Consider the following 26,427-nt stretch of genomic DNA (forward strand, 5'->3'; position numbering starts at 1 on the left):
CGCGTTATACCCAGACTGCATCCCATAACGGATAATCCCCCACCCGCTTCACCAGACCCGCCCTTAATGGATTGGCAATAATGTATCTGGCAATTTGCTGTACATCTTCTTCCTGCCTGATGGCATGGTCATAAAACCCTCTCTGCCAACAGGCACCGGTTCGCCTCAGATAACAATTAACAATCCTGGCCGAACGTCCCTTGAAGGTATGCACTACTCCTGACAGTGAGGCTGAATGATTTAACTGAAATAACCAATGCAGGTGATCGGGCATCAATACCCAGGCCATTGAGTGAGCGAGTTGCTGTCTTTCAAGGTGACACAGTGTCTTCACCACCTGACGACCAGCCCAATAATTGTCGAAAAACGGATAACGACGCCAAGTGCAGATAGTCACATGATAAATCTGCCCTTCTAATGAACATCTGCCAGCCAATGCATCTTGATAAGTCATGAAAACAGTGTAACTCAAAGGCTATCCGCTCAAGTCTGGAACCGGGCTGTAGGCGCCGTTTTAGCCAGCGCATTTGTCAGTCAACGACCGCGTCAACGGCCTGCAACGCAGGCCCTGCCGGCTGAAGCGGCAGCTACCCTAACCCGGATGACCGTAGGTGCCGGCTACAAATATCAGGCTACACCCAGGCGCAACTACCCATTAAAACCCCGAGCCCGGCTGTTTCAAAAATGCCTGCTCTTCAGGGGTGGAGGGGCGGCCAAGAATGGCGTTGCGGTGGGGGTAGCGGCCAAAGCGCTCAATAATATTGCGATGGCGATGCTCGAAGTCCAGGTTGTCGGCCAGCCCCAGCCGCTCAAACAGGATCAGGGCCTGGTCGTGAATCTTGAGGGATTCGCTGTGCATAAAGGGCATGTACAGAAACAGCCGCTGCTCGCGGCTGAGTGCACGCTCGGCATCCTGGCTGATGGCCTCCTGAGTCAGTGCCAGGGCCATGCCATCGGCGGCAAACGACGCCGGCCGCCCCCGGTGAATGTTGCGGGAAAACTGGTCGAGCACAATGATCTCGGCCAGCCTCCCTGGCGCGCGACTGCGCCATTCAAACAACTCCCCCCGGCAGGCCCGCTCATGCAGGCCGCCAAACCGTTCGGCAATGGCCGTATCCAGCGCCGCATCCTTATGCCACCACTGGGCGGGAGTCAGCTCTTCAAACCAGAACTGCAGTACCGACTGATACATGGGCTTCTCCTGTCCACTGTTGGTGTGGCAACAGTATAGAAGAGCCCACGCCCATCAGAATACCCAGTGGGCCACCAGGGCGATCACCGGCAGGGTGACCAGGGTGCGCATCAGGAAGATCACAAACAGCTCAACAATGTTCACCGGGATCTTGCTGCCCAGCAGCAGGGCACCCACTTCCGACATGTAAATCAGCTGAGTCACCGACAGGGCGGCAATCACAAAGCGAGTCAGTTCGCTCTCGATGGAGGTGGCCAGAATGGCCGGAATGAACATGTCGGCAAAGCCCACCACCATGGTCTGGGACGCGGCCGCGGCCTCGGGAATCTGCAGCAGCTCCAGCAGCGGCACAAAGGGCATGCCCAGCCAGGCAAACAGCGGCGTGGTTTCCGCCACTATCAGCGCCAGGGTGCCAAAGGCCATGACCACCGGCAGCACGCCCAGCAGCATGTCGAGGGCATTGTGCACCCCGGCGCGCGCCACCTGAGCCAGGCTTTCCACCTTGCCGGCCCGGGCCAGCGCAAGCGTCAGGCCATGCCCCAGGCGGGAATAGCCCGGCGGCGTGGCCTCGGCATTGGCCGGGCGCGGCTCGCCATTGATAAAGGTGTCTTTTTTCCAGCACAGGGGCGGCAACCGCGGCACCACTATGGCCGCCACCACCCCCGCCAGACACACGGCACCGTAAAAGGGCAGGAACATGTGCTCCAGCTTCACCTGGGCCAGCACCACCAGGCTGAAGGTAATGGACACCGCCGAAAAGGTGGTGCCGATCACCGCCGCTTCCCGCTGGGTATAATGATGCCCTTCATACTGCTTGCTGGTCAGCAGAATGCCCACGCTGCCGTCCCCCAGCCAGGAAGCCATGCAGTCCACCGCCGAACGTCCTGGCAGACGAAACAGCGGCCGCATAATACCGGTCAGCAGGGTGCCCACCAGCTCCAGTAGACCGAAGTCAAGCAACAGCGGCAGCAACAGGCCGGCAAAAATAAACACGGCAAACAGCACCGGCAGCAGATCGTTCAGCACCAGGCCGCCGGTATCGCCGCTGTAAAGCAGTTCGGGCCCTGCCTGAAAGTGCACCAGCAGCACAAACACCGCGCCCAGCAGCCGGCTGGCGAGCCATACCGGACGCACATTGAACAGGGTGTTGAGAAAGGCATGGTTCAGCAGCCAGGCCGGCCTGAGCAGGCTGCCGAGCAGCGACAGCAACGCCGACAGGGTAATCAACCCGGTCACCATGGCGGGCAGTTGCTCCCCCAGGGCGCCCTGCACGCTCTTGGCCAGCACCGCTATCATGATGGTGATATTGCCCTGCCAGGCAACCGGGGTCATAAACAGCAAAATGCCCGCCAGCGAAGGCAGCAGAAACATCAGCCAGTTACGGGTGCCACCGGCTTGCCCCGTCAGCGTTTTTTCCATGAATACTCCTTTGCGCCGGCCCCGGGGCCGGCGGCATCAATACCGTTATCGTGTGCCGGCTGTCCCGCCCTTGCAAAGTGCATAAAAGAGCAGGAAACAGCGCATAATGCCGCACCGGATAAGGTGCGCGATGAATAGTTATTTTACAGGCAAAGATTTTGCACTGAAATACACAATTGGAATATTACACTGAAGAAACAGGAAAAAACCGGAGCTACACCCAAATTATTTAACCAATGCGAAAACACCCGGTAACATTTTGTCAGCGGCGAGTCAGCAAAAAGCACCATTCATCAAAAAAAGTACACTCCCCCGCCGCCACCCGGCGGTTGCGCGCTCCTTCTTCAAGATGCGCCAGCAAAGCCACCTCGAAACAAGGTTCGAACAGGGTGCGCACTTCGGCCTCATTCACCGCAAAAGGCGGCGACGGCGCTTGCGCATCGTGATCAACCGTGACCAGCAACACACGGCCACCGGGGTTGTTCAGGCGGGCCAGCAAGGCGGCATAGGCGGGCCGCATGGTGGCGGGCAGAGCAATCAGGGCCGCCCGATCATAGGCGAGGTCAAACTGCCTCCCAAGGGCATCGGCATGAAAAAAGTCCCCTTCGTAGAGGCGGAAGGGCTCGTGCTGCCAGCACACAAAGAGGCCGCTGGGCTCGCGCTTCGGCGTAAGCTTTGCCTCGGCAAAAAAGTCTGCTATCGCCAGCGGCGACAGCTCAAACCCGGCCACGGCATGGCCCTGCTCCGCCAGCCAGTACATATCCCGGCTTTTGCCGCACAAAGGCACCAGTACCTCGGTGTTTGGCGGCGCGCCGGTATGCTGCCAGCAGGCCCGCAGGTGGGGGTTAATCTCCCGCTGGTGAAAACCGATGCGGGCGCTCTGCCAGCGCTGATGCCAGAAATGTGGTTCCATGATGCCTCCTCACATCAAAAAGCCGGACCATGACAGCCCGGCTTTCCCTTTTCAAGTCATGCCGCCCTAAACTGATTGCTCTGGCTGTCGTAGCGGTAGCCGATTTGCGCCATGCGCGCGCTCAGCCAGCCCCTGTCGAGCTCGTAGCGGGACAGCAAGGCGTCCAGGCTGTCGCATTCAATGCGCAACTTTTCATTGAGAATGCTCAGTACCATGTGGGTGTCCATGCGTTCCAGTTGTGCTCTGTCCATGTTGCTCTCCTGCAGGTAACAGGCCGGTGATCTGCCGGCCCGATCAGAATACTGTAAATTTAACCAGTTAAATATTGACCAGCCCGCCTCAAGTGAATACTGTATATATAAACAGTATCACCACAGGCAGGGCCGACCCATGATGAACCTTTCGCTAATCCGCAAGCAGGCACTGATCTCCCGGCAGGACTCCCTGCCCCACTGCGCCGCCTCCTTCGCCCATAATGCGCCCCAGGCCGGACTGCTGGCCCGCCTGGCCGCCCTCAGCCACGGCAACACCGGCTGGATCCTGATCGCCAACGCCCCGGGCCGGCTGTGCCGCCGCACCCTGGCCGCCGCCGGCATTAATCCCGCCCGCATTGTGGATGCGCACCGCCTGAACCCGGGCCAGTTGCAGCGGGCCCTGTCGAGCCCGGCCATCGCCGCCGTGGTGTGCTGGCAACAGCAAGATGAAACCTTTTCGCCCCAGCGGCAAGCCGGCGGCCGTCTTTTTGTGATCGGGCCGGCAGTGCCAGCCAGCCCGCTGCACTGACTCTTCGGCCCATAAAAAAACCGGCGCTGCTATTAAAGCAACGCCGGTTTTTCAGGTTTTAACCCCTGTCAGGCTTACACCAGCTCGCGACACACCAGATCCACCAGCATGCGAATGTGGGCGGGGTTGTCGTTCAGGGCAGGAATATAATGGTATTGCTCTCCCCCGGCCTTGATGAAAATCTCCTGATTTTGCTCGGCAATCTCTTCCAGGGTTTCCAGGCAGTCGGCGGAAAAGGCCGGGCAGATCACGTCCAGCTTTTTAATGCCTTCACCGGGCAACTGCTCCATGGTTTTGTCGGTATAGGGCTTGAGCCACTCTTCCCGGCCAAACCGCGACTGAAAGGTGGTGCGCCACTGGTGCGGCTCCAGCCCCAGCTCAGCCGCCAGCAGCTCGGAGGTGCGGTGGCACTGCTGGCCGTAAGGGTCGCCCTCATTCTCATAGCGTTTGGGAATGCCGTGGTAAGACAATAACAACATGTCCCCCCGCCCATGCTCCTGCCAGTGGGCCCGCACCGAGTCGGCCAGGGCGCCGATGTAGCCGCTGAAGTCGTGATAATCGTGCACAAAGCGCAGGGCCGGCACCAGCCGCTCCTGCTTCATCAGCTTGGCCCAGGCATCGAACACCGAGGCGGTGGTGCTGACCGAATACTGCGGATACAGCGGCAGCACTATCACCCTGTCCACGCCCTGATCTTTAAGCTGCTGCCAGGCCGAGCCGATGGACGGCTCGCCATAGCTCATGCCGAGCACCACCGGCACATCAATGCCTTCATCCTGCAACGCCTGTTGCAGCGCCGCCTGCTGGCGACGGCTTATCACCATCAAGGGCGAGCCTTCCGGCCACCAGATGGACTGATAGAGCTTGGCCACCCTGGGCGAGCGGAACGGCAGGATAATGCCATGGAGCAGCGGGCACCACAGCGAGCGGGGCACATCCACGACTCTGTGGTCGTGCAGAAACTGACTGAGAAAGGCCTTTACCGCCGCCGACGTCGGCGCGGAAGGCGTCCCCAGGTTGACCAGCAAAACGCCTGTTTTCACTTTGTTACCTGTCCTTCACAAACAACAAAAAGCCGGACCTGTTCGGGCCCGGCTTGAACCATGCCGGCTTACGCCAGAATGTCGGTCAGCTCGCGGCTGACGGCGTCCACCGACTGGGTACCATCCACCTTATGGTGCTGGGTACGGCCGGCTTCGGCTTCTTTCTTGTAGTAGTCGATAAGCGGCGCGGTCTGCTCGTGATACACCGCCAGACGCTTGCGTACGGTGCTTTCTTCGTCGTCGGCGCGGATCACCAGGTCTTCACCGGTCACGTCGTCCTTGCCTTCCACCTTGGGCGGGTTATACACCAGGTGATAAACCCGGCCGGAGCCCGGATGCACCCGGCGACCGCTCATGCGCTTGACGATTTCCTCGTCGGGCACGGCGAATTCCAGCACAAAGTCCACCTCCACACCGGCTTCCTTCATGGCATCGGCCTGGGGAATGGTGCGGGGGAAGCCGTCGAGCAAAAAGCCCTTGGCGCAGTCGTCCTGGCTGATGCGCTCCTTGACCAGACCGATAATGAGGTCGTCAGACACCAGCTGGCCCTGATCCATCACTTCCTTGGCCTTCAGGCCCAGGGGAGTGCCGGCCTTGATAGCGGCTCGCAGCATGTCGCCAGTCGAGATTTGCGGAATACCGAACTTCTCCATGATGAACTGAGCTTGCGTTCCCTTACCCGCGCCCGGAGCACCCAGCAAAACGATGCGCATAACAGCGTCCTCTTTTTGATTAGTCATTCACAATTGGGGGCTGATTGTGTCATGACACCGAGATGGGGACAAGTAACAGCACGGCCAGTTAGACCTATTGATGATATAAGCAGCGAAAAAAAGAAGGGGGCACAAACAAAAACTCCCCCGGTAAAGGGGGAGTTGATTTCATCCCTTCCCCTTGTCAGGGAAGGGTCAGGGTGGGGCTGTGAATTAGCCCAGCAGCAGGCGGTTAACCCGGGCCACGAAGGCGGCGGGGTCTTTCAGGCCGCCCTGCTCGGCGAGCTGGGCCTGCTCCAGCAGCAGCTGGGACCACTCGTTGAACTGCTCACCCTCGCCCAAGCTTTCGAGCTTTTTCACCAGACTGTGGTCGGGGTTGAGCTCCAGAATATACTTTTGCTCCGGCACCGGCTGGCCGGCGGCGCGCATCAGCTTGATCATCTGGGTGCTCATGTCGTGCTCACCGGCCACCACGCAGGAGGGCGTGCTGGTCAGGCGGTGAGTCAGGCGCACTTCCTTCACCTCGTCGCCCAGGGCGATTTTCACCCGCTCCAGCAGCGGTGCCAGGGCTTCCTTGGCTTCTTCCTGGGCCTTTTTGGTCTCTTCGTCGTCAAGCTCGCCCAGGTCCAGCTCACCCTTGGTGACCGACACAAACTGCTTGTCTTTATAGTCGCTGAGGTGGTTCATCAGCCACTCGTCCACCCGCTCCCACATCAGCAGCACTTCAATGCCCTTCTTCTTGAAGATTTCCAGGTGCGGGCTGTGGCTGGCGGCGGCGTAGCTGTCGGCGGTGATGTAGTAGATCTTGTCCTGGCCGTCCTTCATCCGCGCGATGTAGTCATCCAGCGACACGGTCTGGGCGTCAGAGTCGGCGTGGGTGCTGGCAAAGCGCAGCAGGCCGGCAATCTGCTCCCGGTTGGCGTAGTCTTCCGCCGGGCCTTCCTTCAGCACGTTGCCGAACTCTTTCCAGAAGCCCTGGTATTTGTCGGCTTCGTTCTTCGCCATCTGCTCCAGCATGGACAGCACCCGCTTGGTGCAGGCCTTGCGCAGCTGGGCGGTAACCTTGTTGTCCTGCAGGATCTCCCGGGACACGTTGAGGGGCAGATCGTTGGAGTCGAGCACGCCCTTCACAAAGCGCAGGTAGGTGGGCATGAACTGCTCGGCGTCGTCCATGATGAACACCCGCTGCACATACAGCTTGAGGCCGTGCTTCTGCTCCCGGTTCCACATGTCCCAGGGCGCCTTGGCGGGCACATAGAGCAGGCTGGTGTATTCCTGGTTGCCTTCCACCTTGTTGTGGCTCCAGGCCAGGGCGTCCTGCCAGTCGTGGGAGATGTGCTTGTAGAACTCCTGATATTCCTCGTCGCTCACCTCGCCCTTGGCGCGGGTCCACAGGGCGGTGGCCTTGTTGACCTGCTCCCACTCGCCCTCGGTGGCCGGTGACGTGACATTGCCGTCTTCGTCGGTCTGCTCCGGCTCGCCGTCCTTCCACATTTCCACGGCAATGCTGATGTGATCGGAATATTTGCCCACGATGCTGCGCAGGCGCCAGTCGTCGAGAAATTCCAGCTCACTGTCGCGCAGGTGCAGGATCACGTCGGTACCACGACCGGTTTTCTCGATGTCGGCCACGGTAAAGCTGCCGTCACCGTCCGATTCCCAGCGCACGCCGCGATCACTGCTTTCACCGGCGGCCCGGCTCAGCACGGTGACCTTGTCGGCCACGATAAAGGCGGAGTAAAAGCCCACCCCGAACTGACCGATGAGCTGGGAGTCCTTGGCCTGATCGCCGGACAACTGGCTGAAAAAGGCCTTGGTGCCCGACTTGGCAATGGTGCCCAGGTGCTCAATCACCTCGTCCCGGGTCATGCCGATGCCGTTGTCGGAAATGGTCAGGGTCTTGTTGTCCTTGTCGATAACCAGGCGCACCCGCAGGTTGCCGTCATTCTCGAACAGATCACTGTTGGACAGGGCCTTGAAGCGCAGCTTGTCGGCAGCATCGGCGGCGTTCGACACCAATTCGCGCAGAAAAACCTCTTTGTTGGAGTAGAGGCTGTGCGCCATCAGGCTGAGCAGCTGTTTGACTTCGGTTTGAAAACCATGAGTTTCGGTATGCACGGCTTCGGTCATCTTGATGTTCCTTGCTTGGTTTAACCTACAGCGAGAAAGATGGGGGTGGATGCTGGAGTTTCAAGAGACGAGGGGAAAAAAGCGTGAGGAGTGAGGGGTGAGGAACGTTATACGTAAAACGTGAGACGCCTCCCTCCTTGGACTGGCCCGAAAAAAGTAGACACCTTCATTTAATGAGAAGGTGTTATGAAGTACAAACCCCACCGTCACTTTAGCGATGCATTCAAACGTGAGGCCGTCGAGGCCTCGCTATCCACCACAGAGACACAAGCTCAGCTTGCTGGCAGACTCGGGATCCATCCTAACCAATTGAGTCGCTGGCGCAGAGAGTGGATCATGACCAAGAAATCATCTGACAAAGCAGTTGAAAACATCGGACCAGAAAAAAGTTTGCAGGATCTGGAGCGTGAAAATGCTCGACTGAAGAAGCTGCTTGAACGAAAAGAGCTGGAGAACGAAATCCTAAAAAAGGCGCAAGAGTACTTCGCCAAGCACAGCAAGTAAGGTTTGCCTTTATCGAGGCTCACCGAAGTCAACGCTGGCGGGTCTCGATAATGTGTGAAGTACTCAATGTGTCACGAGCGGGATATTATCGTTGGCGAGCACGTCAGCATGCTCCGGGAGAACGTGTCATCAAGCGACAAACTCTGAAAACCTTCCTGCTCGAGCGAGCCAGGCAACAGAAAGAATGTGCCGGGTTATCGCAAGCTGTGGCTGGAAGCACGGGATGCCGGGTTCTGCTGCGGCAAGAACCAGGTTCAGCGCTTGCTGAGAGACGCTGGTTACCATTCATGCACGGCTCTTAAAACAGGGTATCAAAAGCCGACATCATTCTTGCCTGTGCTACCGAACTTGCTGAATCGCCGCTTCTCGGTTGGTGCGGCAAATCGAGTCTGGGTATCAGATATTACTCAAATCCGGTGCCACGAAGGCTGGCTCTACATCGCAGTAGTCCTGGACCTGGGTACACGTCGCGTGGTGAGCCGAGCCATGGGTGCCATCAATAGCGCCCAGCTGGTGCTGGAGGCCCTTGAGCAGGCATGGCAACATCAGCGGCCAGATGGGACACAGTTGTTGTTCCACTCTGACCAGGGGAGTCAGTATCGCAGCGAAGAGGTGATGAGATGGCTCACTACACGGGGAATCACCATCAGCATGTCTCGGCGAGGTAACTGCTGGGATAACGCCTGTTCGGAAAGCTTCTTCGCGCTGCTCAAGAAGGAATGGACACATCCATTAGGAATGCTCGGAAGAGACGAAATGGCAGATGAAGTCCGGTATTATACGGACGAGTATTACCCGAAAGTGCGGCGCCACATGGCGCTGGGAGGAATAACTCCCAATGCCTACGCAGCTGCCGCTTAACTTAAGTGTCTACTTTATCGGGGCCACTCCATCCTCACCCCTTACTGGCGTCAGTAATAGCTGCGCCCTTCTTTTGCCATTTGCCGCAGCGGCCCGCAGGGGGCAAAACGCTGGCCGTATTTGCGGGCGTACTCTTCCAGGTTGGCCACCACCCGGTCGATGCCCTGCTGGTGCATATAATGAAAGGGCCCACCGGTAAAGGGCGGAAAGCCAATGCCGAACACGGCACCCACGTCGCCATCCCGAGTGGATGCCACCACCCCCTCATCCAGCGCCAGCGCCGCTTCGTTAAGCATGGCAAGCACGCAGCGCTCGGCCAGGTCCTGGGCTGGCAACCGAGCCTGGGGTGTGATGCCCAGTAATCGATACATCTCGGGATCGGCGGGCTTGCCTTTTTTGTTAAAGGCGTAGAAGCCCCGGCCGTTTTTCTTGCCCAGGCGCTGGTCGTCCAGCAGCTTGCTGAAGGCAGCCGGCGCCTTGAACCGCTCCCCCAACTCGTTTTCAAGTACCGGCGCGATGTGGGCGGCCACGTCGATGCCCACTTCGTCCAGCAGAGTAATGGGCCCCACCGGAAAACCGTAGTCCACCAGCGCCCGGTCAATGGCCTCGATGGGTTCGCCTTCCAGCAGCAGCCGGGCCGCTTCATTAAGGTAAGGCGCAAGAATGCGGTTCACGTAAAAACCGGCACTGTCTTTGACCACTATGGGGGTTTTGCCCTGAGCACGGGCCAGCTTCAGCGCCGTGGCCACGGTTTCCGGACTGGTGCCGGCGTGGGGAATGACTTCCGCCAGGGGCATTTTTTCCACCGGACTGAAATAGTGCAGCCCCACCACCCGCTCGGGGTGCTCGGCGCCTTTCGCAATCTGGTGAATGGGCAGCGACGAAGTGTTGCTGGCAAACACCGTGTGCTCGGGGCAATGGCGCTGCACCTCTCTCACCATGCGGCGTTTCACCTCAAGATCCTCAAACACCGCTTCCACCACCAGATCGGCCCGCTCAAAACCGCGATAGTCCAGGGTACCGGTGAGCCGGGCCAGTTGCTGGTTCATTCCGGGCTGGCTCAACTGCTTTTTCGTGACCTTGTTACTGAGCAGGCGGTGCGCCATGGCCATGGCCTGGTTAATGCCTTTGTGGCCAATGTCCTTGATACGCACCGGCAAGCCGGCCCTGGTGGCGGTCACAAAGGCAATGCCACCGCCCATCAGGCCGCCACCCAGCACCCCCACCCGGTTTACCGGGCCAGGCTCGGCGCCGTCATAACGGGTTTCCTTTTTCATCTCGGTGGTGGCAAAAAACAGGTGGCGCAGGGCCGCCGACTCCGGCGTCATCACCAGCTTGCCAAAGGCGGCGGCTTCGGCCTTCAATCCCTCGGCCATGCCGCGCTGGTAACCGGTACGCACCACCTCCAGCAGTGCTTCCGGCGCCGGATAGTTGCCCCGGGTCTTGTGACGCAGGGTGCCGAGCGCCCGGTCGAACACCAGTTTGCGCCCCAGGGGATTGCCTTGCAGCAGCCGGGTTTTAACATCGGGTTTGCGGGTACGGCCCGGTTTGCCCTGTTTCGCCATGGCCACGGCGGTATCGAGCAAAATGCTGTGCGGCACCATGTCGTTGACCAAGCCGGCTTTGAGCGCCTGTTTGGGCCTTAACTGCTTGCCGGTGAGCATCATGTCCAGCGCCCGCACCAGCCCCACTTGCCGGGGCAATCGCTGAGTGCCGCCGGAGCCGGGAATCAGCCCCAGCTGTACCTCGGGCAGGCCCAGGCGGGTAATGTCGTCCTCGCTGCACACCCGGCCATGGCAGGCCAGCGCCAGCTCCAGGCCGCCGCCCAGGCAGGGGCCATGAATGGCGGCAATCAGCGGCAGCTCAAGCGCTTCAAGCTCGTTGAACAGGGCCTGCCCGGCCCGGGCCAGGGCCTCGGCCTGCTCCGCCGTGGTGCAGTCATTCAGCATGTGCACGTCGGCGCCGGCAATAAAGGAGTCGGGTTTGCCGGAGCGCAGCACCAGCCCGGTAATGGCGGCATTCTGCCGAATCTCGGCCAGCAGGGCGCGAAGCTCGCCGGCAAAACTGGCGCGCAGGGTATTCATGCGCTCGCCGGGCACGTCCATGGTGATGATGCCAATGCCGTCGTCAATGCGCAGGGTAAAGGTATGTTCGCTCATTGGGCTGCCTCCAGTACCATGGCCACGCCCAGGCCGCCGGCGGCGCAGGCGGTGGTGAGCGCCAGGCCACCGCCCCGGCGGTTCAGCTCGTTCAGGGTTTGGGTGATCATGCGTGCACCGGTGGCGGCAAAGGGATGGCCATAGGCCAGCGAGCCCCCCAGCACGTTGAATTTGCTCATGTCCACACTGCCGATGGGCGCGCTCTGCCCCAGCTCCTGCTCGGCAAAGCTCCGGCTGTCAAAACAGTGCAGGTTGGCCAGGGTTTGGGCGGCAAAGGCCTCGTGCATGTCGATAAGATCCATGTCGGCCAGGGAACAACCGGCCCGGGCCAGTGCCCTCGGCGTGGCGTAACTCGGCCCCAACAGCATGTTGTGGCGCACCTCAATGGCGGCATAGGCATGGCTGCGCAAATAGCCCAGCGGTGTTACCCCCAGCGCCCTGGCCCGGCTTTCGGTCATCATCAGAATGGCGGCGGCACCGTCGGTCAGTGCCGTGCTGTTACCGGCAGTCACGCTGCCATGATGCCTGTCAAACACCGGTTTCAGGCGGGCATAGTCACTCGGGCTCGCCTCGGCGCGCAGGGTGTTGTCCCGCTCAACGGGAGCACGAAAGGGCGGCACATAGGCGGTCATGACCTCGTCATGCAGCCGGCCCTGCTCCCAGGCCTGGGCCGCCAGCTGATGGGAGCGGTGGGCGAATTCGTCCTGCTCCCGGCGGGAAATGCCGTAACTTTTGGCCATTTGCTCGGCGGTCTGGCCCATGGTGAGCCCGGTGGAGTATTCCGCAATGGCCGGCGGCACCGGCGCCAGGTCTTTCAGGCGCAGCCGGCGTACGATGGCCAGCTTTTGTTTCCAGCTTTTGGCCTTGCTGAGCGCCAGCAGCGCATCGGCGAGCCGGCGGGACACCCCGATGGGCAGCACCGAGGAGGAGTCGGCCCCGCCGGCAATGCCTACCTCCACCCGACCCGCCTGCATCGACTCGGCCAGGCTGGAGACCGCCTGAAAACTGGTGGCACAGGCCCGAGTCACACTGTAGGCGTCGGTGCTCACCGGCAGTTCGGTGCCCAGCACAATTTCCCGGGCAATATTGGGGGCACTGGGCATCTGGATCACCTGGCCAAACACCAGTTGCTCAATGTCGCTGGCCGCCAGCGGTGCGCGGGCCAGCAGCTCGGCCACCACCATGCGGCCCAGATCCAGCGCGGCTATGCCGTTGAACAGGGTGGCTTGGCGGGCAAAGGGCGTGCGCAGCCCGGTCACGATGGCAATGCGATCCCCGTGGCGGGTAGTAAGGAGGGAAGTCGACGACATGGGCGCTCCTTGTCCGTGGTAGCTGGAGGTTCGACCTCACAGCATAGTAGCAACGGCGATGGCGGTTTCAAACAGGCACGTTGCGCGTTACCGATCGCCGCCGTACACAAGTTGGTCGCACCGGGGAGCAACAGTGGTTAGACTGAACTACAGGCACCCACATGGGGTAAGTGATGATTTCCGTATTCAAGCGAAAGCAACAAGGGCAGCGCTCGGTCTCTAGAGACATGATGATAAAACAAAAACGTTACGAGGCTCTGGTGTATGCCTTGCATGGCGATTTGTTCCGCTATGCCTTCTGGCTGTGCCATGACCGGCAGGTGGCTGAAGACCTGGTGCAGGAGACCTTTCTGCGGGCCTGGAAGGCGCTCGACAGCCTGAAGGAAGAAAAGGCCGCCAAGGCTTGGTTGATCACCATTTTGCGCCGGGAAAACGCCCGCCGGTTTGAGCGAAAACAGTTCGATCTGGTGGATATCGAAACCACGGCGGTGCCGGATCGCAAGTCGCCGGGGCTTGAACAGAACATGGAAAACGAGTGGCTGCGCCGGCACATTGCCGGGCTGGCCCCTGAATATCGTGAGCCGCTGCTGCTGCAGGTCATCGGCGGCTTTAGTGGAGAAGAAATAGCCGGAATACTGGACTTGAACAAGAATACCGTGATGACCCGCCTCTTCCGCGCACGCAACCAGCTGAAAGAGGCCCTGGAAAGAGACAAGACTGCAAGAGGTCTCAGCAATGGATGATCTGGAATTCCGCCGCCGGGCCTATGCGGATCCCGATGACAAAAGCCCCGAGTTTTTGACCGCTTCTTCTGCCAGCCCCGGCAACCGTCAGTTTCTGGACGACATGAAGGCGTTTAACCACAAACTCTCCTGCGCCCTGGAAGAGCCGGTGCCGGCCACCCTGCCCGACAAGCTTATGCTGTCCCACCTGCTGCGCCAGCCCGACAGCGATGCGCCCGGCTGGCGGCACCTGGCCGTGGCAGCCTCGGTGGCCTTTGCTCTGGGCTTTGCCACCCGCTTTGTCACCTTCTCCCCTCAGGCGGTGGCCGAACTGCCGTCGGTGGCGCAGGTGGCCATGCACCATGTGCTGCAGGAAATGCCGTTTACTCACTATATCGATGAAGAAGTCAGCCTGACCACGGTCAACGCCAAGCTGCGTCCTTACGGCACCCGGCTGCACGACATGACCGAGGTCGGCAAGATTTATTATGCCAACCATTGCATGTTTGCCGGCGGCCCGGCGGCCCATCTCGTTATTCAGGGAGAGCACGACCGGGTACATGTATTTCTGGTGCCCATGGAGCGCGCCATGCAACTGCAGGAACGCTTTACCGAAGACAACCTGCATGGCGAGGTCATGACCATGAGCTATAACCGCCTGGTGGTGGTCAGCGATCGCCAGGAAAACGTGCACCGCATGGCGGAAAAGATCAAGGCATCAATGGAAAAGGCCATTTAATCCCTCCTTCCGGGGGAGCCCTGGCTCCCCCTCACAGTTTTCCACCCCCGTTCCATTAAGCGCCATACTACTATAAGAGTTGTACCCGCTTTTGGTGTAACATTTGAGCCCCTTGCTCACACGGACGCCATTAATGCTGTTTGCAACAACAGGAACGCGCTATGACCATTGAACTCCCTATTTTAATTACCTTTGTCGGCTATCTGGTGCTGACCATGCTGATCGGCGTGGTGGCCTACAAGGCCACCAGCTCGCTGAGCGATTATATTCTGGGCGGTCGCCGCCTGGGGCCGGGCGTGGCCGCCCTCAGTGTGGGGGCGTCGGACATGAGCGGCTGGCTGCTGCTGGGCCTGCCCGGCGCCGTGTATCTGCACGGCATCAACCAGGCCTGGATTGGCATTGGCCTGGTGATCGGCGCCTGGCTCAACTGGCTGTTTGTGGCCAAACGGCTGCGGGTATATACCGAACAGGCCAACGACTCCCTGACCCTGCCCGACTTTCTGGAAAACCGGCTGGATGACAAAAGCGGGCTGATTCGCGTGATCTCGGCCCTCACCATACTGGTGTTTTTCGTCTTCTACACCTCTTCCGGCCTGGTGGGCGGTGCCATTCTGTTTGAGAAGGTCTTTGGCCTGCCTTACCTCACCGCCCTCTTTGTGGGTGGCGCGGTGATCGTGGCCTACACCTTTATGGGGGGCTTTCTGGCGGTGTCCTGGACCGACTTTTTCCAGGGTATTCTGATGCTGCTGGCGCTGATCATCATGCCCTGGGCGGTGATGAACGAGCTGGGCGGCATGGGGCAGACCATGGCGACGCTGGACGGCATGGGCGAGCACAAGCTCGATCTGTTCCATGATTTCTCGCTGCTGAGCGGTCTCAGCCTGCTGGCCTGGGGCCTGGGTTATTTTGGTCAGCCCCATATTCTGGCGCGTTTTATGGCTATTGATTCGCCCCGCTCGGTGCCGCTGTCGCGCCGTATCGCCATGAGCTGGATGATACTGTCGCTGATTGGCGCCCTGGGTGTGGGGCTGGCCGGCGCCGTGTATTTCAGCGGTGCTCCGCTGGAAAACCCGGAAACCGTATTCCTGGCCCTGGCCAATGCCGTGTTCAACCCCTGGGTGGCCGGCTTCCTGATCGCCGCCATCATGTCCGCCATCATGAGTACCATCGACTCCCAGCTGCTGGTGTGCTCCTCCGCCCTGACCGAAGACTTCTACAAGCGCTGGCTGCGTCCCAAGGCCAGCGACTACGAGCTGGTGTGGGTCGGCCGTCTTGCCGTGCTGGCGGTGGCTATCTTCGCCATGGTGGTTGCCATGGATCCGCAAACCACGGTGCTGGGCCTGGTGAGTTATGCCTGGGCCGGCTTTGGCGCTGCCTTTGGTCCGGTGATCATCCTGTCGGTATTCTGGCCACGCCTCACCCGTAACGGCACCCTGGCCGGCATCATTCTCGGGGCACTGACGGTCATCGGCTGGAAACAGCTGGAAGGCGGCCTGTTCGACCTGTACGAAATCGTCCCCGGCTTTGTGGTCTGTGCCTTGGCCTGTATTCTGGTCAGCCGCGCCGACAAGGAGCCGTCCAAAACCATCACCCTGGGTTTCCGGCGTATGGAATCCGAGCTTTAAGGTTTGATTTTTCTCACAAAAGGGGCCTTCCGGCCCCTTTTTTATAAACGCCCGTTTTACTTTTTTATGACTTATTGACTACGCTGGCCACTGGTAGGCGCTGTTTGCTTCCGCCGGCCGCGTTGTGTTGTCGCGCCCCCTTTGTTCACCCTACACAGCGAGAGTGCATTATGAGCAAAAAGACGTTGACACTGTCGGTGCTGGCCACCTCGGCCGCCATGGCCACCGGCCTTGCCCACTCGGCGGCCTTTCAGCTGGCGGAGCAGAGCACCAGCGGCCTGGGCCGGGCCTACGCCGGCGAAGGCGCGGCCGCCGACAATGCCGCGGTGCTGGGCCGCAACCCGGCCGCCATGACGTTATTTCACCGTCCGGCGCTGTCGGCGGGGGCGGTGTATGTGAACCCGGAAATTGATGTGGAAGGCAAGCCCACGCAGCAACAGGCTGCGGGTGCCAGTCAGGCAGGCTTGCCCACCCAGTCTAATGATATTGCCGACGATGCGGTCGTGCCCTTTTTCTATTATGTGCAGCCCATTAATGCACAATGGGCCGCCGGCATTGGCGCCTTTACCAATTACGGTCTGTCTACCAGCTATCAGGATAATCACTACGCCGGGCCGGTGGCGGGTAAAACCGCCCTGACCACCCTTAACCTCAACCCCAATATTGCCTATCGAATGAATCGGCATCTGTCGCTGGGGGCGGGGTTTAATGCGGTGTATGCGGATGCGGAGTTGATAAGGCATAAAGGGATTGCCAGCCTTCAACCGCCACCCCAAGGATTTGGCGGTAATGCCACCGACGAAGTAGCCCGCTTGGTAGGCGATGACTGGGGTTATGGCTGGAATATCGGCCTGCTGCTGGAGGCGGACGAACATAATCGCTGGGCGCTGACTTACCGTTCTGAAATCGACCTCACAATGGCGGGAGACTATTCAGGTATTAATACAGGCGGTCAACCAACACCGGCTACTCTTGACCTGACACTGCCCGCCATTGCGGAACTGTCAGGCTTCCATCAGGTTAATCCCGAATGGGCTTTGCACTATGGTCTGATGTGGACCGAATGGAGCAGCTTTGAAGAGCTGAAAGCGATCAGTAATGACCCCCGTTGTACCCCTGACTGCTTTCAGAAAGATGAAAAGTTCAAAAACAGCTGGCGGGTCAGCGCCGGGGTTACGCATTTGATGAACGATCAATGGATCCTACGCGGTGGCCTGGCCTACGACCAGTCACCGGTGCCGGCGGCAACCCGCAGCATTTCCATTCCGGACGTGGATCGCACCTGGTACACCCTGGGCGCCACCTTTGCGGTGAACCAAGCGCTGAGCCTGGATGCCGCCCTGGCGTTTCTGCATGGTGGCCAGGTGGAGGTGAACGAAACCCCCTATCAATTTACTTCCGGCGGCGACGCCTGGCTGCTGGGCCTGCAGATGAACTATCAATTCTGAATGCCGTCAACACTCCCTTTTTGTCGATAAAAACGCCAACCGGCGTTTTTATTTTTTAATGTGGCTGTATGAAACTTGGTCTAGCCCAGTTGCTTCCTGTATATTACGGCGTTCGGTTTTATTGTGGTGTTTTCATGGACAATTACAGTTTTGTCGCGCGCCAGGCCATTCTTGATGAAAATGGTAACCCGCTGGGCTATGAACTGCTGTTTCGGCTTGGCCTTGAAAATCGTTTTCCTGATATCTGTGCCGAACAGGCCACCCGCAGACTGATTGCCGAGCAATTTCTCAGTGAGAAAATCGACGATCTGGTCGGCGCTGCCATGTGTTTTGTCAATTTTCCCGAAACCTTGCTGGAAGAAGGGCTGGCCGAAGGGCTAAGGCAGCACAACCTGGTGATTGAAATCCTTGAAGACGCCAAACCCACCCTGCGGTTGCTGAACCGGGTAAAACAGCTCCATGCCATGGGCATCAAGGTGGCGCTGGACGATCATATTCCGGGAGACGACTGGTACGAATTTCTGCCGTATCTCCACTTTATCAAACTGGATTTACGTCAGTTGCCCCTGGCGCAATGCCGCCAGCTCATTGAACAGTATTCCCGCTTTGAGGCGCTGCGTTTTATCGCGGAAAAGGTGGAAACCCGGGAAGAATTTGAAGCGGCGCGCCGGGCCGGATTTCATTATTTTCAGGGTTATTACTTTCAGCAGCCCCAGGTCATCAGACGCCGGCTGCTGACCACCGATGAAACCACCGCCTTTGAACTGCTGGCCGCGGTCAGCGAGCAGAATATCAACTACGACCGCCTGACCGGGCTGTTCAGCCGGGATCTGCCGCTGACCTATAATCTGTTGCGTTACGTCAACAGCCTGCACCTGGGTTACAAACGCCGCAGCATCGAAAACCTGCGTAATGCCATCGTGTACCTGGGTCAGGAGCAGCTCAAACGGTTTACCGCCATGGTGATGACCGCCTATATCGGCAAAAAGAAAAATCGCGAGCTGTACCGGCTGTCCATTGTGCGCGCCCGCTGGTGCGAACTGCTGGCTGGGCACATCAACCAGGACATGGCCGACGACGCCTTTATGTGCGGCCTGTTTTCTCTGCTGGATGTGTTGCTGGAGCGGCCACTGGCGGACATTCTGCCCCAGTTGCCGGTGTCGGACTCGGTACGCCAGGCCCTGGAAAGCGGCAAGGGCCAGCTGGGCTTTTTGCTTGGCATGGTGCGTGAACATGAGCAGGCCGACTGGGCCAGGCTGCAACGGCGGCTCGACTTCCTGGGCATGAAACCCGAGATCAATGCCCGCTGCTATGAAGAGGCCGTCTGCTGGAGCAATCGCATTGATGCCAACCGGCCCTAACCCCGTATTGTCACACCGGCGCCAGGCGCAACACGGCGCCTGGGTATAAACCAGCACGGCCACCCCAGGGTGGCCGTTTTTTGATGCTCACAGGCTACTCAGCGCCGGGTCAGTGCCCAGAATCCCAGCACCAGGGCAAAGACCATGGCCGCCGCCATAAAGCCCGCCAGCAGGCTGCCGGTCACCCCCAGGGCCAGAAATCCCGCAATGCTGACCACGGCCATGGACAGGGCATAGGGCAGCTGGGTCATCACATGATCGATGTGATGGCAGGACGCCCCGGTGGAGGAAAGAATGGTGGTATCGGAAATCGGCGAGCAATGATCGCCAAACACGGCACCGGCCATCACCGCCGCCATGCCCGGCAGCAGCATCTGGGCATCAATGGCCATAGTCATGTCGGCGGCAATGGGCAGCATGACCCCAAAGGTGCCCCAGCTGGTGCCGGTGGCAAAAGCCATGATGCCCGCCAGTACAAACAGCATGGCCGGCAGCAGGTAAAGCGGCAGGTTTTGCTGCACCAGAGACGCCAGGTACTTGCCGGTGGCCAGCTCGCTGATAAGGCCGGCGATGGTCCAGGCAAACAGCAGAATATAGATGGCCGGCAACATGCCCTTGAGACCCACCTTGAGGGTATGCAGCCAGTCGCGACCCGAAGTACGCTCGCGCACCAAGGCAATGGCGCAGATCACCAGTCCGGCCAGGCCACCAGCCACCAGCGCCCGGCCCACGTTGGTATTTTCCAGCGCGCCCAGCAGGGTAAAGGGCTGTCCGGCCTCGCTCAGCGCCAGGGCGCCGGTCCACAGCAGACCGGCCACGGTGACCAGCGTCAGCCCGCCAATGGCCAGCAGCAAATCCGATACCCGGCCGCCGGATACCTCGTGATCGTGTACACCGGGTGGCGTGCCCTTGGCAGTATCAAACAGCTCCCCTTCCAGGGCCCGGGTCTCGTGATGTTTCATTGGCCCCAGATCCCACTTTCCGCGAATCACCAGGATCACCATCAGCAGGGTAAAAATGGCGTAAAAATTCATGGCGCCCATGGTCATAAAGGCCGCCAGCGGGCTTTGTCCGGTCAGGCCGAAGCCAGCCAGAATGCCGCCGATCAGCGCAATAATATAAGCTCCCCAGGACGACACCGGCATCAATACGCAAATGGGGGCAGCGGTGGAGTCCAGCAAATAGGCCAGCTTGGCCCGGGAAATGCCAAAACGATCGGTCACCGGCCGGCAAATGGTGCCCACCGACAGGCTGTGGAAATAATCGTCAATAAAAAAAACAAACACCAGCAGACCTGTCATGGCCTTGGCCTGACGGCGGCTTTTAATTTTCGCCTGGGCCCACTCGGCAAAGGCATGAGTCGCGCCGGCGCGGCTCAGCATGCTGATAATGCAGCCCAGCAACAACAGGAACAGCAATATATTGACGTTCCATTCGTTCAGCTCCCCCTCACTCCAGAGCAGGGAAAACACCTTGCTTGCCACATGGGAAAGCGCTGCCAGTGGATTGAATTGCTGTAATAGCAAGGCCGCCAACACAATGCCCAGCCCCAGGGATAACAGCACTCGACGGGTAACAATGGCCAGCAGAATGGCCAGCACGGGAGGTAACAACGACCAGACACTTTGAATAAACGGATGAGCTTCCACAGCGGCCCCTGAATGTTGAGTAATAAAAAACCACCAGGAGCAGGAAACCGAGCTGTCTCGTCCTATCTTTCCCAGCAGTAGCGCATCACGATCAGCTATCGTGACAGTATCAGCCTTTTCAGCACTGATCCCAGCAGCCGGTTCTCGATAAAAACCGCCACTTCGGCAACGCCTCCTTTCAACCGGGGTCAACGGCATCACCCTGTTCCGGTCTACTGATAAGCGCTGCGCCTCTACGCAGGTAAGTTGGCGGATTTTACTGCCTAAATATGAAAGATCAACAGAACCTGCTACTTTGTGAGCGAATTGTTATAAGAAATGGTGTGTTTTTCTTATATAATGATAAAGATTTCCTTCAACTCGGCTTAAGGCTAACATCTTGTGCTGCTTACCCTCTCGCTCTCTGTGCTGCCCTGCTGATTCCATAGATTTAATATGATTCTCAGGCAGAGAATACCTTTGCATATTGCAATAGATATAAAATCCATTTTGAAAAGTTCCCGTACAATATGGATTGAAATGGAAAAGATAAAATCAATTTACTTGCAACAATGCACTTCTGACGGTAAATTTAAACCATTAGAACGATTACAAAGATACTACAGGTGAACAAGATGACCGATTTTTTGAAAACCCTGCTCAATATTCGCAGCCTGCGCGCCGCCGCCCGCGAACTGACCATGGAGCAGCTGGAAGAAGCCCTGAGCAAACTGACTATAGTGGTAGATGAGCGCCGCGAATCCGAAGCAGAAGAACGCGCCAAGGCGGAAGAAAAAGAGCGCAAGCTCAAGGAATACGCCAATATGCTGGCTGCCGACGGCATTGATATCAGTGAACTGGCCGGCGTGGTTGAGCCGGCCAAGAAAGCCTCTGCGCCGCGCAGCAAGCGTCCTGCCAAATACGCCTACACCGATGACAACGGTGAATATAAAACCTGGACCGGCCAGGGCCGTCAGCCCGCCGTGATCAAAAAAGCCATCGAAAATGGCGGCTCCCTGGAGCAATTTCTGATCAACCAGTAATACAACACGAGTTGTCAAAACGGGGCCAAATGGCCCCGTTTTTTATTACCGAAAATAGGGATGACAACCCTGTTCCTAATGCCCTTAGCGTATATTGCGCCGGAATATGGCGCAGGGCGCGTTTCCATCATCCCGCTATCGCTGCCTTCACCGCCATAAATACGCCCAGGCCATCATCCCTGTTGCTCAGGGCGCACCCACCCATAAAGAGCCTGATCCAGGCCATTGTGTTTCAGTTCGTAAATAAGCGCCAGCTCGGCGCCCAGGGCGCCTTCGGGCCAGCCTTTGCGTTCCATCCAGCACAGGTAGGCCAGGGGCAGCCGCAACAGCGGCTGGCCGCGGTATTTACCATAGGGCATGGGTTTGCGAATAATGCGAAGCAACCCGGCCTGATCCAGGCCGGGCAGAACCGACTCAGCCATGCAGGCTGGCATTGATGGCCGCCAAGGCGGCGGCGGGATCCGCGGCCTGGGTAATGGGGCGACCAATCACCAGGTAGTCACTGCCCGCTTTCAGCGCCAGCTCCGGCGTCATGATACGGCGCTGATCGCCGGCCTCACTGCCCGCCGGGCGAATACCCGGGGTCACCAGTTTAAAATCCGGGCCCAACTCGCTTTTCAGCAAGCTGGCTTCCTGGGCGGAGCACACCACACCGTCGAGCCCTGCCTGCTGGGTCAGCCGCGCCAGTGCCAGCACCTGCTCGGCCGGCGAGCGCAGCACGCCGGTCTGGGTTAACTCTTCGGCGGTCATGCTGGTGAGCACGGTCACCGCAATCAGCAGGGGGGCTCGGTCACCGTAGGGTGCCAGAGCCGCCTTGGCCGCTTCCATCATGCGGCTGCCACCGCTGGCATGCACATTGACCATCCACACCCCCAGCTCGGCAGCGGCGGCCACGGCCTTGGCTACCGTGTTGGGGATATCGTGGAATTTGAGGTCCAGGAACACATCAAACCCCTGAGCCACCAGGTGGCGCACGAAGTCGGGGCCAAACAGGGTGAACATTTCCTTGCCCACTTTGAGCCGGCACTGGGTCGGACTCATTTGAGCTACCAGGGCGCGAGCCTGCTGCTCATCGGCAAAATCGAGGGCGATCAGTACCTTGGGATCGCCATTGTGTGATGTTTGCATGGATTACCTTTTCTTTTTTGTGAGGGGTGAGGAGTCAGAGGTGAGGAGAAAAACCCGGTGTTTCTCTCCCCTCACTCCTCACGCTTCACCCCTGTCGTAATTTATTCCCCGTCCAGTCCCCGTACCGGCTTGATGGTGCCCCACTGTTTACAGGACGGACACTGCCAGAACAGACTGCGGGCCGAAAATCCGCACTGGCCACAGCGATGGCTGGGTTTGGCCTTGATCTGCTCGGCCACCAGCGCCTTGAGCATCTCAAGGCTGGCTCTGGCCCTGCCATGCTCGGCATTGGCGGCGTGGTAGGACATCAGCCGGTAAAACCCCTTCATGGTAGGAGTCCGTTGCAAATGAGCAAGCACCAGTTGCTCGGCGCTGACCTGCCCTTCCCTGGCCGCCACCCGCTCCGCCAGCATCAACACCGCGGTAGCGCCACTGTCCGCCGCCACCCACTGCTCCAGCAGGCTGGTAAAGGCGTCGTCCTGCCCCAGCTGATGATAACAGTGCTGCAGGTCCGCCAGCACTTCGCTGACAAAGCCCCTATCCTGCTCAAACACTTGCTGCAGGCAAGCGGCGGCCTGGCTCCACTGGCCGGCCGCCATGTGCATGGCGCCCAGCCGCATGCTGGCGCGCACGCAGCCGGGATCGGCCTTGAGCGCCTTTTTCAAATCGGTTATGGCGCCCCTGGCATCCTGGCGCTGCCATTTCTGCTCGGCCAGCTCGCAGTAAAAATGTCCCATGGGCACCAACGCCTTGCTGCCCTGGCGTTTCTTGAGGCGGGTGGCCACCGCAATGGCCTGCTCCCAGTCCCGCAACTGCTGATAGAGGGTCATCAGCAGCTCCAGGGCATCCTGCTCGTAGTCGGGATCGTCTTTCAGCTCGCTCAGGATCTGTTCGGCCCGGTCCAGCAGGCCGGCGGCAAAAAAATCCCGGGCCAGCTCCAGCATGGCCAGGTGGCGTTGCTCCAGGGACAGGTTGGGCCGGGCAATGAGATTCTGATGAATGCGGATGGCCCTGTCCACCTCACCGCGGGTGCGGAACAGGTTGCCCAGTGCCAGGTGGGTTTCAATGGTTTCGCTGTCGACCTGCAACAGCTGAATAAAGAGGTCCACCGCCTTGTCGGGCTCGTCGGAAAGCAAAAAATTCAACCCGGCAACATATTGCCGGGAGAATTGACTGGATTGTTTCTGCACGTCCTGGCGAACGCCTCTGCGGCCCATATACCAGCCATAGGCCGCTGCCACCGGAAGCAGCAGAAACAACAATTCCAGCATGAAATTCGTCAGTCCTTAACCGGCAGCGCCCTGAGCTCTTCCAGTTCCCGTTGCTGACGTTCCACCTTTTTATTCAGTCCCTTGTTGGTCATTTTAAGGCGCAGCATGACCAGGCCGAATACCAGCCAGCCAATCAGAAAGCCGGCCACAAACACCACCGCCAGCAGGGAAGAAAGACGGTAATCTCCCTGGGCCAGCAAATAGTTAACGTGCACCAGCTGGTCGTTCTGGGAGCCCAGGGTCAGACCCACCGCAAAAAGGATCGCCAGAATTATCAGGCCAAAAACAATTTTCACCTTACCCTCTCAACATCCTGATTTTAGAGTAATTGGCATTATCCCGAAAAAGCCCGGGCTTCGCCAGCGCAGCCACCGGGAAAAGTGAGCTCACGCCGGGTTTACCCGCTCACGCAGCTCCTTGCCCGGTTTGAAATGGGGAACGTATTTCCCGTTGAGTTCCACCTTTTCACCGGTCTTGGGATTGCGGCCCAGGCGGGGAGCCCGATAATGCAGGGAGAAACTGCCGAAACCGCGAATTTCAATACGGTCACCCGATTGCAGCGTTGACGCCATTTGCTCCAGAATTTCCTTGATGGCGTTTTCCACTTCCTTGGCAGAAAGATGAGCATATTGCTCGGTCAGTCGTTCAATCAGGTCGGATTTTGTCATGATTCAGTCTCCGGAACACAAAACAAAAAGGGGCCATGAGGCCCCTTGTTTCAATACGGTCAGGCTTATTCGCCTTTTGCCGCCTTGAATGCTTCTGCCATGGCACTCAGACCAACAACTTCGTCTTGCTGGTTCAGGGTGTCGATAGCGGCCTTCTCTTCAGCTTCGTCCTTCGCGCGGATGGACAGGCTGACGGTGCGGTTCTTGCGATCGATGCCCATGAAGCGAGCTTCAACTTCTTCACCAGCGTTCAGCACGGTGGAGGCGTCTTCGATGCGGTCGCGGGAGATGTCGGCAACGCGGATGTAACCTTCCACGCCTTCTTCCAGCTCAACCACAGCGCCCTTGGCGTCAACGGCGGTGATGGTACCCTTAACGATAGCACCTTTCTTGTTGTCAGACAGGTACTTATTGAAAGGATCCTCGTCGATTTGCTTCACGCCCAGGCTGATGCGCTCACGCTCCGGATCGACCTGCAGCACAACGGCTTCGATCTCGTCGCCTTTCTTGAAATCACGAACGGCGTCATCACCGTTGGCGTTCCAGGAAATGTCGGACAGGTGAACCAGACCGTCGATGCCGCCATCCAGACCAATGAAGATACCGAAGTCGGTGATGGACTTGATCTTGCCGGAAACACGGTCGCCCTTGTTGTGGGTTTCTGCAAACAGCTGCCACGGGTTGGACTTGCACTGTTTGAGGCCCAGGGAGATACGACGACGCTCTTCGTCGATGTCCAGCACCATCACGTCTACGTTGTCGCCAACGGAAACCACTTTGGACGGGTGGATGTTCTTGTTGGTCCAGTCCATTTCGGACACGTGAACCAGGCCTTCTACGCCTTCTTCGATTTCAACGAAGCAGCCATAGTCGGTCAGGTTGGTCACGCGGCCGGCCAGACGGGTGCCTTCCGGGTAACGGTTGGCGATATCTACCCACGGATCTTCGCCCAGCTGCTTCAGACCCAGAGACACACGGGTGCGCTCGCGGTCGAACTTCAGCACCTTAACGTTGATTTCGTCGCCAACGTTCACGATCTCGGAAGGATGCTTAACGCGCTTCCAGGCCATGTCGGTGATGTGCAGCAGGCCATCGACGCCGCCCAGATCCACGAAAGCACCGTAGTCGGTCAGGTTCTTGACGATACCCTTGACTTCCTGGCCTTCCTGCAGGTTTTCCAGCAGTTGCTCGCGCTCGGCGCTGTTTTCGGTTTCGATCACGGCACGACGGGAAACCACCACGTTGTTACGCTTCTGGTCCAGCTTGATGACCTTGAACTCAAGCTCTTTGCCTTCCAGGTGAGTGGTGTCGCGAACCGGACGCACGTCTACCAGGGAGCCCGGCAGGAAGGCGCGAATGCTGTTCACTTCCACGGTGAAGCCACCCTTGACCTTGCCGTTGATCACGCCGGTCACGGTTTCTTCGTCTTCGTAGGCCTTTTCCAGCTGCAGCCAGGCTTCGTGACGCTTGGCTTTTTCACGGGACAGCTGAGTCTCACCGAAGCCATCTTCCACGGCATCCAGCGCTACGTCTACTTCATCGCCAACGCTGATTTCCAGCTCGCCCTGGGCGTTTTTGAACTGCTCGGCGGGAATGGCGGACTCGGACTTCAGACCGGCGTCAACCAGCACGATGCCGTTTTCAATGGCAACAACGGTGCCCTTGACGATGGAGCCCGGACGGGTTTCGAGTTCTTTCAGGGACTCTTCAAAGAGTTGAGCAAAAGATTCAGTCATATGATTAATGAATACACACTGTTTGAGTTGA

The 26,427-nt window shown here is 58.9% G+C and carries 24 protein-coding genes, 1 pseudogene and 1 riboswitch; of the genes and pseudogenes, 8 read left to right on the plus strand and 17 right to left on the minus strand.

Annotated features, from left to right (window positions below):
* Positions 1 to 4: 4 nt before the first annotated feature.
* The 5 genes from GU3_RS16830 to GU3_RS11920 form a co-directional block, all read right to left on the minus strand.
* Positions 5 to 454 (minus strand): transposase, encoded by a 450-nt coding sequence (locus tag GU3_RS16830; RefSeq protein ID WP_014292786.1) that lies wholly within the window; start codon positions 452 to 454, stop codon positions 5 to 7.
* A 201-nt stretch (positions 455 to 655) separates the two neighbouring features.
* Positions 656 to 1,192: a DUF924 family protein gene (locus GU3_RS11905; RefSeq protein WP_014292787.1), complete on the minus strand. Its 537-nt coding sequence runs from the start codon at positions 1,190 to 1,192 to the stop codon at positions 656 to 658.
* A 54-nt stretch (positions 1,193 to 1,246) separates the two neighbouring features.
* Complete coding sequence (locus GU3_RS11910) at positions 1,247 to 2,611, minus strand: YjiH family protein (protein ID WP_014292788.1); 1,365 nt, start codon at positions 2,609 to 2,611, stop codon at positions 1,247 to 1,249.
* 262 nt (positions 2,612 to 2,873) lie between these two features.
* The gene (locus tag GU3_RS11915) at positions 2,874 to 3,524 is read right to left on the minus strand and encodes a thiopurine S-methyltransferase (RefSeq protein ID WP_014292789.1); all 651 of its coding nucleotides are present in this window, start codon (positions 3,522 to 3,524) and stop codon (positions 2,874 to 2,876) included.
* A 56-nt stretch (positions 3,525 to 3,580) separates the two neighbouring features.
* Positions 3,581 to 3,775, minus strand: coding sequence for a DUF4250 domain-containing protein (locus GU3_RS11920; RefSeq protein WP_014292790.1), 195 nt, complete (start codon positions 3,773 to 3,775; stop codon positions 3,581 to 3,583).
* Between the two features lie 139 nt (positions 3,776 to 3,914).
* On the opposite strand from GU3_RS11920, the gene GU3_RS11925 reads away from it, so the two are divergent.
* Positions 3,915 to 4,307: a hypothetical protein gene (locus tag GU3_RS11925; RefSeq protein ID WP_014292791.1), complete on the plus strand. Its 393-nt coding sequence runs from the start codon at positions 3,915 to 3,917 to the stop codon at positions 4,305 to 4,307.
* Between the two features lie 74 nt (positions 4,308 to 4,381).
* On the opposite strand, the gene hemH is transcribed toward GU3_RS11925, so the two are convergent.
* The 3 genes from hemH to htpG all read right to left on the minus strand — a co-directional run bounded on the left by hemH (position 4,382) and on the right by htpG (position 8,193).
* On the minus strand, positions 4,382 to 5,350 hold the full coding sequence (gene hemH / locus GU3_RS11930) for a ferrochelatase (protein ID WP_041543182.1): 969 nt from the start codon (positions 5,348 to 5,350) through the stop codon (positions 4,382 to 4,384).
* Between the two features lie 68 nt (positions 5,351 to 5,418).
* Positions 5,419 to 6,063, minus strand: coding sequence for an adenylate kinase (adk, locus tag GU3_RS11935; RefSeq protein WP_014292793.1), 645 nt, complete (start codon positions 6,061 to 6,063; stop codon positions 5,419 to 5,421).
* Between the two features lie 213 nt (positions 6,064 to 6,276).
* Positions 6,277 to 8,193 carry a molecular chaperone HtpG gene (gene htpG / locus GU3_RS11940; protein ID WP_014292794.1) on the minus strand — a complete coding sequence of 639 codons (1,917 nt, stop codon included), beginning with the start codon at positions 8,191 to 8,193 and terminating at the stop codon, positions 6,277 to 6,279.
* A gap of 186 nt (positions 8,194 to 8,379) precedes the next feature.
* Here htpG and GU3_RS11950 point away from each other — a divergent pair.
* A pseudogene (locus GU3_RS11950) lies at positions 8,380 to 9,558 on the plus strand (IS3 family transposase).
* A gap of 50 nt (positions 9,559 to 9,608) precedes the next feature.
* Here the strand turns inward: GU3_RS11950 and fadJ are convergent.
* Entirely contained in the window at positions 9,609 to 11,717 is a 2,109-nt protein-coding gene (gene fadJ, locus GU3_RS11955) for a fatty acid oxidation complex subunit alpha FadJ (RefSeq protein ID WP_014292795.1), read from the minus strand.
* Positions 11,714 to 13,027 (minus strand): acetyl-CoA C-acyltransferase FadI, encoded by a 1,314-nt coding sequence (gene fadI, locus GU3_RS11960; protein ID WP_014292796.1) that lies wholly within the window; start codon positions 13,025 to 13,027, stop codon positions 11,714 to 11,716. The genes fadJ and fadI overlap by 4 nt, the downstream gene beginning before the upstream one ends.
* Positions 13,028 to 13,254: 227 nt before the next feature.
* Here fadI and GU3_RS11965 point away from each other — a divergent pair, with 227 nt between their 5' ends.
* From GU3_RS11965 to GU3_RS11985, 5 genes are all read left to right on the plus strand, one after another.
* Complete coding sequence (locus tag GU3_RS11965) at positions 13,255 to 13,770, plus strand: sigma-70 family RNA polymerase sigma factor (RefSeq protein WP_014292797.1); 516 nt, start codon at positions 13,255 to 13,257, stop codon at positions 13,768 to 13,770.
* The gene (locus tag GU3_RS11970; RefSeq protein ID WP_014292798.1) at positions 13,763 to 14,488 is read left to right on the plus strand and encodes a DUF3379 domain-containing protein; all 726 of its coding nucleotides are present in this window, start codon (positions 13,763 to 13,765) and stop codon (positions 14,486 to 14,488) included. Before GU3_RS11965 ends, GU3_RS11970 begins: the two co-directional genes overlap by 8 nt.
* A 161-nt stretch (positions 14,489 to 14,649) precedes the next feature.
* Positions 14,650 to 16,113, plus strand: coding sequence for a sodium/proline symporter PutP (gene putP / locus GU3_RS11975; protein WP_014292799.1), 1,464 nt, complete (start codon positions 14,650 to 14,652; stop codon positions 16,111 to 16,113).
* A gap of 170 nt (positions 16,114 to 16,283) precedes the next feature.
* A complete protein-coding gene (locus tag GU3_RS11980) occupies positions 16,284 to 17,561 on the plus strand; it encodes an outer membrane protein transport protein (RefSeq protein WP_014292800.1) in 1,278 nt (425 codons plus the stop codon).
* A 134-nt stretch (positions 17,562 to 17,695) separates the two neighbouring features.
* Positions 17,696 to 18,922: an EAL and HDOD domain-containing protein gene (locus tag GU3_RS11985; protein WP_014292801.1), complete on the plus strand. Its 1,227-nt coding sequence runs from the start codon at positions 17,696 to 17,698 to the stop codon at positions 18,920 to 18,922.
* A gap of 98 nt (positions 18,923 to 19,020) precedes the next feature.
* Here GU3_RS11985 and GU3_RS11990 read toward each other — a convergent pair whose 3' ends face one another.
* Positions 19,021 to 20,571 (minus strand): Na+/H+ antiporter NhaC family protein, encoded by a 1,551-nt coding sequence (locus GU3_RS11990; RefSeq protein WP_041543184.1) that lies wholly within the window; start codon positions 20,569 to 20,571, stop codon positions 19,021 to 19,023.
* Between the two features lie 70 nt (positions 20,572 to 20,641).
* Positions 20,642 to 20,815, minus strand: a riboswitch (Lysine riboswitch).
* A 370-nt stretch (positions 20,816 to 21,185) separates the two neighbouring features.
* Between GU3_RS11990 and GU3_RS11995 the strand changes: the two genes are divergently transcribed.
* The gene (locus GU3_RS11995) at positions 21,186 to 21,593 is read left to right on the plus strand and encodes an H-NS family nucleoid-associated regulatory protein (protein WP_014292803.1); all 408 of its coding nucleotides are present in this window, start codon (positions 21,186 to 21,188) and stop codon (positions 21,591 to 21,593) included.
* A gap of 173 nt (positions 21,594 to 21,766) precedes the next feature.
* Here GU3_RS11995 and GU3_RS12000 read toward each other — a convergent pair whose 3' ends face one another.
* The 6 genes from GU3_RS12000 to rpsA all read right to left on the minus strand — a co-directional run bounded on the left by GU3_RS12000 (position 21,767) and on the right by rpsA (position 26,396).
* Positions 21,767 to 22,015 carry a DUF3820 family protein gene (locus GU3_RS12000; RefSeq protein ID WP_014292804.1) on the minus strand — a complete coding sequence of 83 codons (249 nt, stop codon included), beginning with the start codon at positions 22,013 to 22,015 and terminating at the stop codon, positions 21,767 to 21,769.
* Positions 22,008 to 22,721 (minus strand): orotidine-5'-phosphate decarboxylase, encoded by a 714-nt coding sequence (gene pyrF, locus GU3_RS12005; protein ID WP_014292805.1) that lies wholly within the window; start codon positions 22,719 to 22,721, stop codon positions 22,008 to 22,010. Before pyrF ends, GU3_RS12000 begins: the two co-directional genes overlap by 8 nt.
* Positions 22,722 to 22,822: 101 nt before the next feature.
* Positions 22,823 to 23,992 carry a lipopolysaccharide assembly protein LapB gene (gene lapB / locus GU3_RS12010; protein ID WP_014292806.1) on the minus strand — a complete coding sequence of 390 codons (1,170 nt, stop codon included), beginning with the start codon at positions 23,990 to 23,992 and terminating at the stop codon, positions 22,823 to 22,825.
* Between the two features lie 8 nt (positions 23,993 to 24,000).
* On the minus strand, positions 24,001 to 24,288 hold the full coding sequence (locus GU3_RS12015; protein ID WP_014292807.1) for a LapA family protein: 288 nt from the start codon (positions 24,286 to 24,288) through the stop codon (positions 24,001 to 24,003).
* Between the two features lie 90 nt (positions 24,289 to 24,378).
* Positions 24,379 to 24,660: an integration host factor subunit beta gene (gene ihfB, locus GU3_RS12020; protein WP_014292808.1), complete on the minus strand. Its 282-nt coding sequence runs from the start codon at positions 24,658 to 24,660 to the stop codon at positions 24,379 to 24,381.
* A gap of 65 nt (positions 24,661 to 24,725) precedes the next feature.
* Positions 24,726 to 26,396, minus strand: coding sequence for a 30S ribosomal protein S1 (rpsA, locus tag GU3_RS12025; RefSeq protein ID WP_014292809.1), 1,671 nt, complete (start codon positions 26,394 to 26,396; stop codon positions 24,726 to 24,728).
* Positions 26,397 to 26,427: the final 31 nt, after the last annotated feature.

This window comes from Oceanimonas sp. GK1, assembly GCF_000243075.1.
Lineage (GTDB): Bacteria > Pseudomonadota > Gammaproteobacteria > Enterobacterales > Aeromonadaceae > Oceanimonas.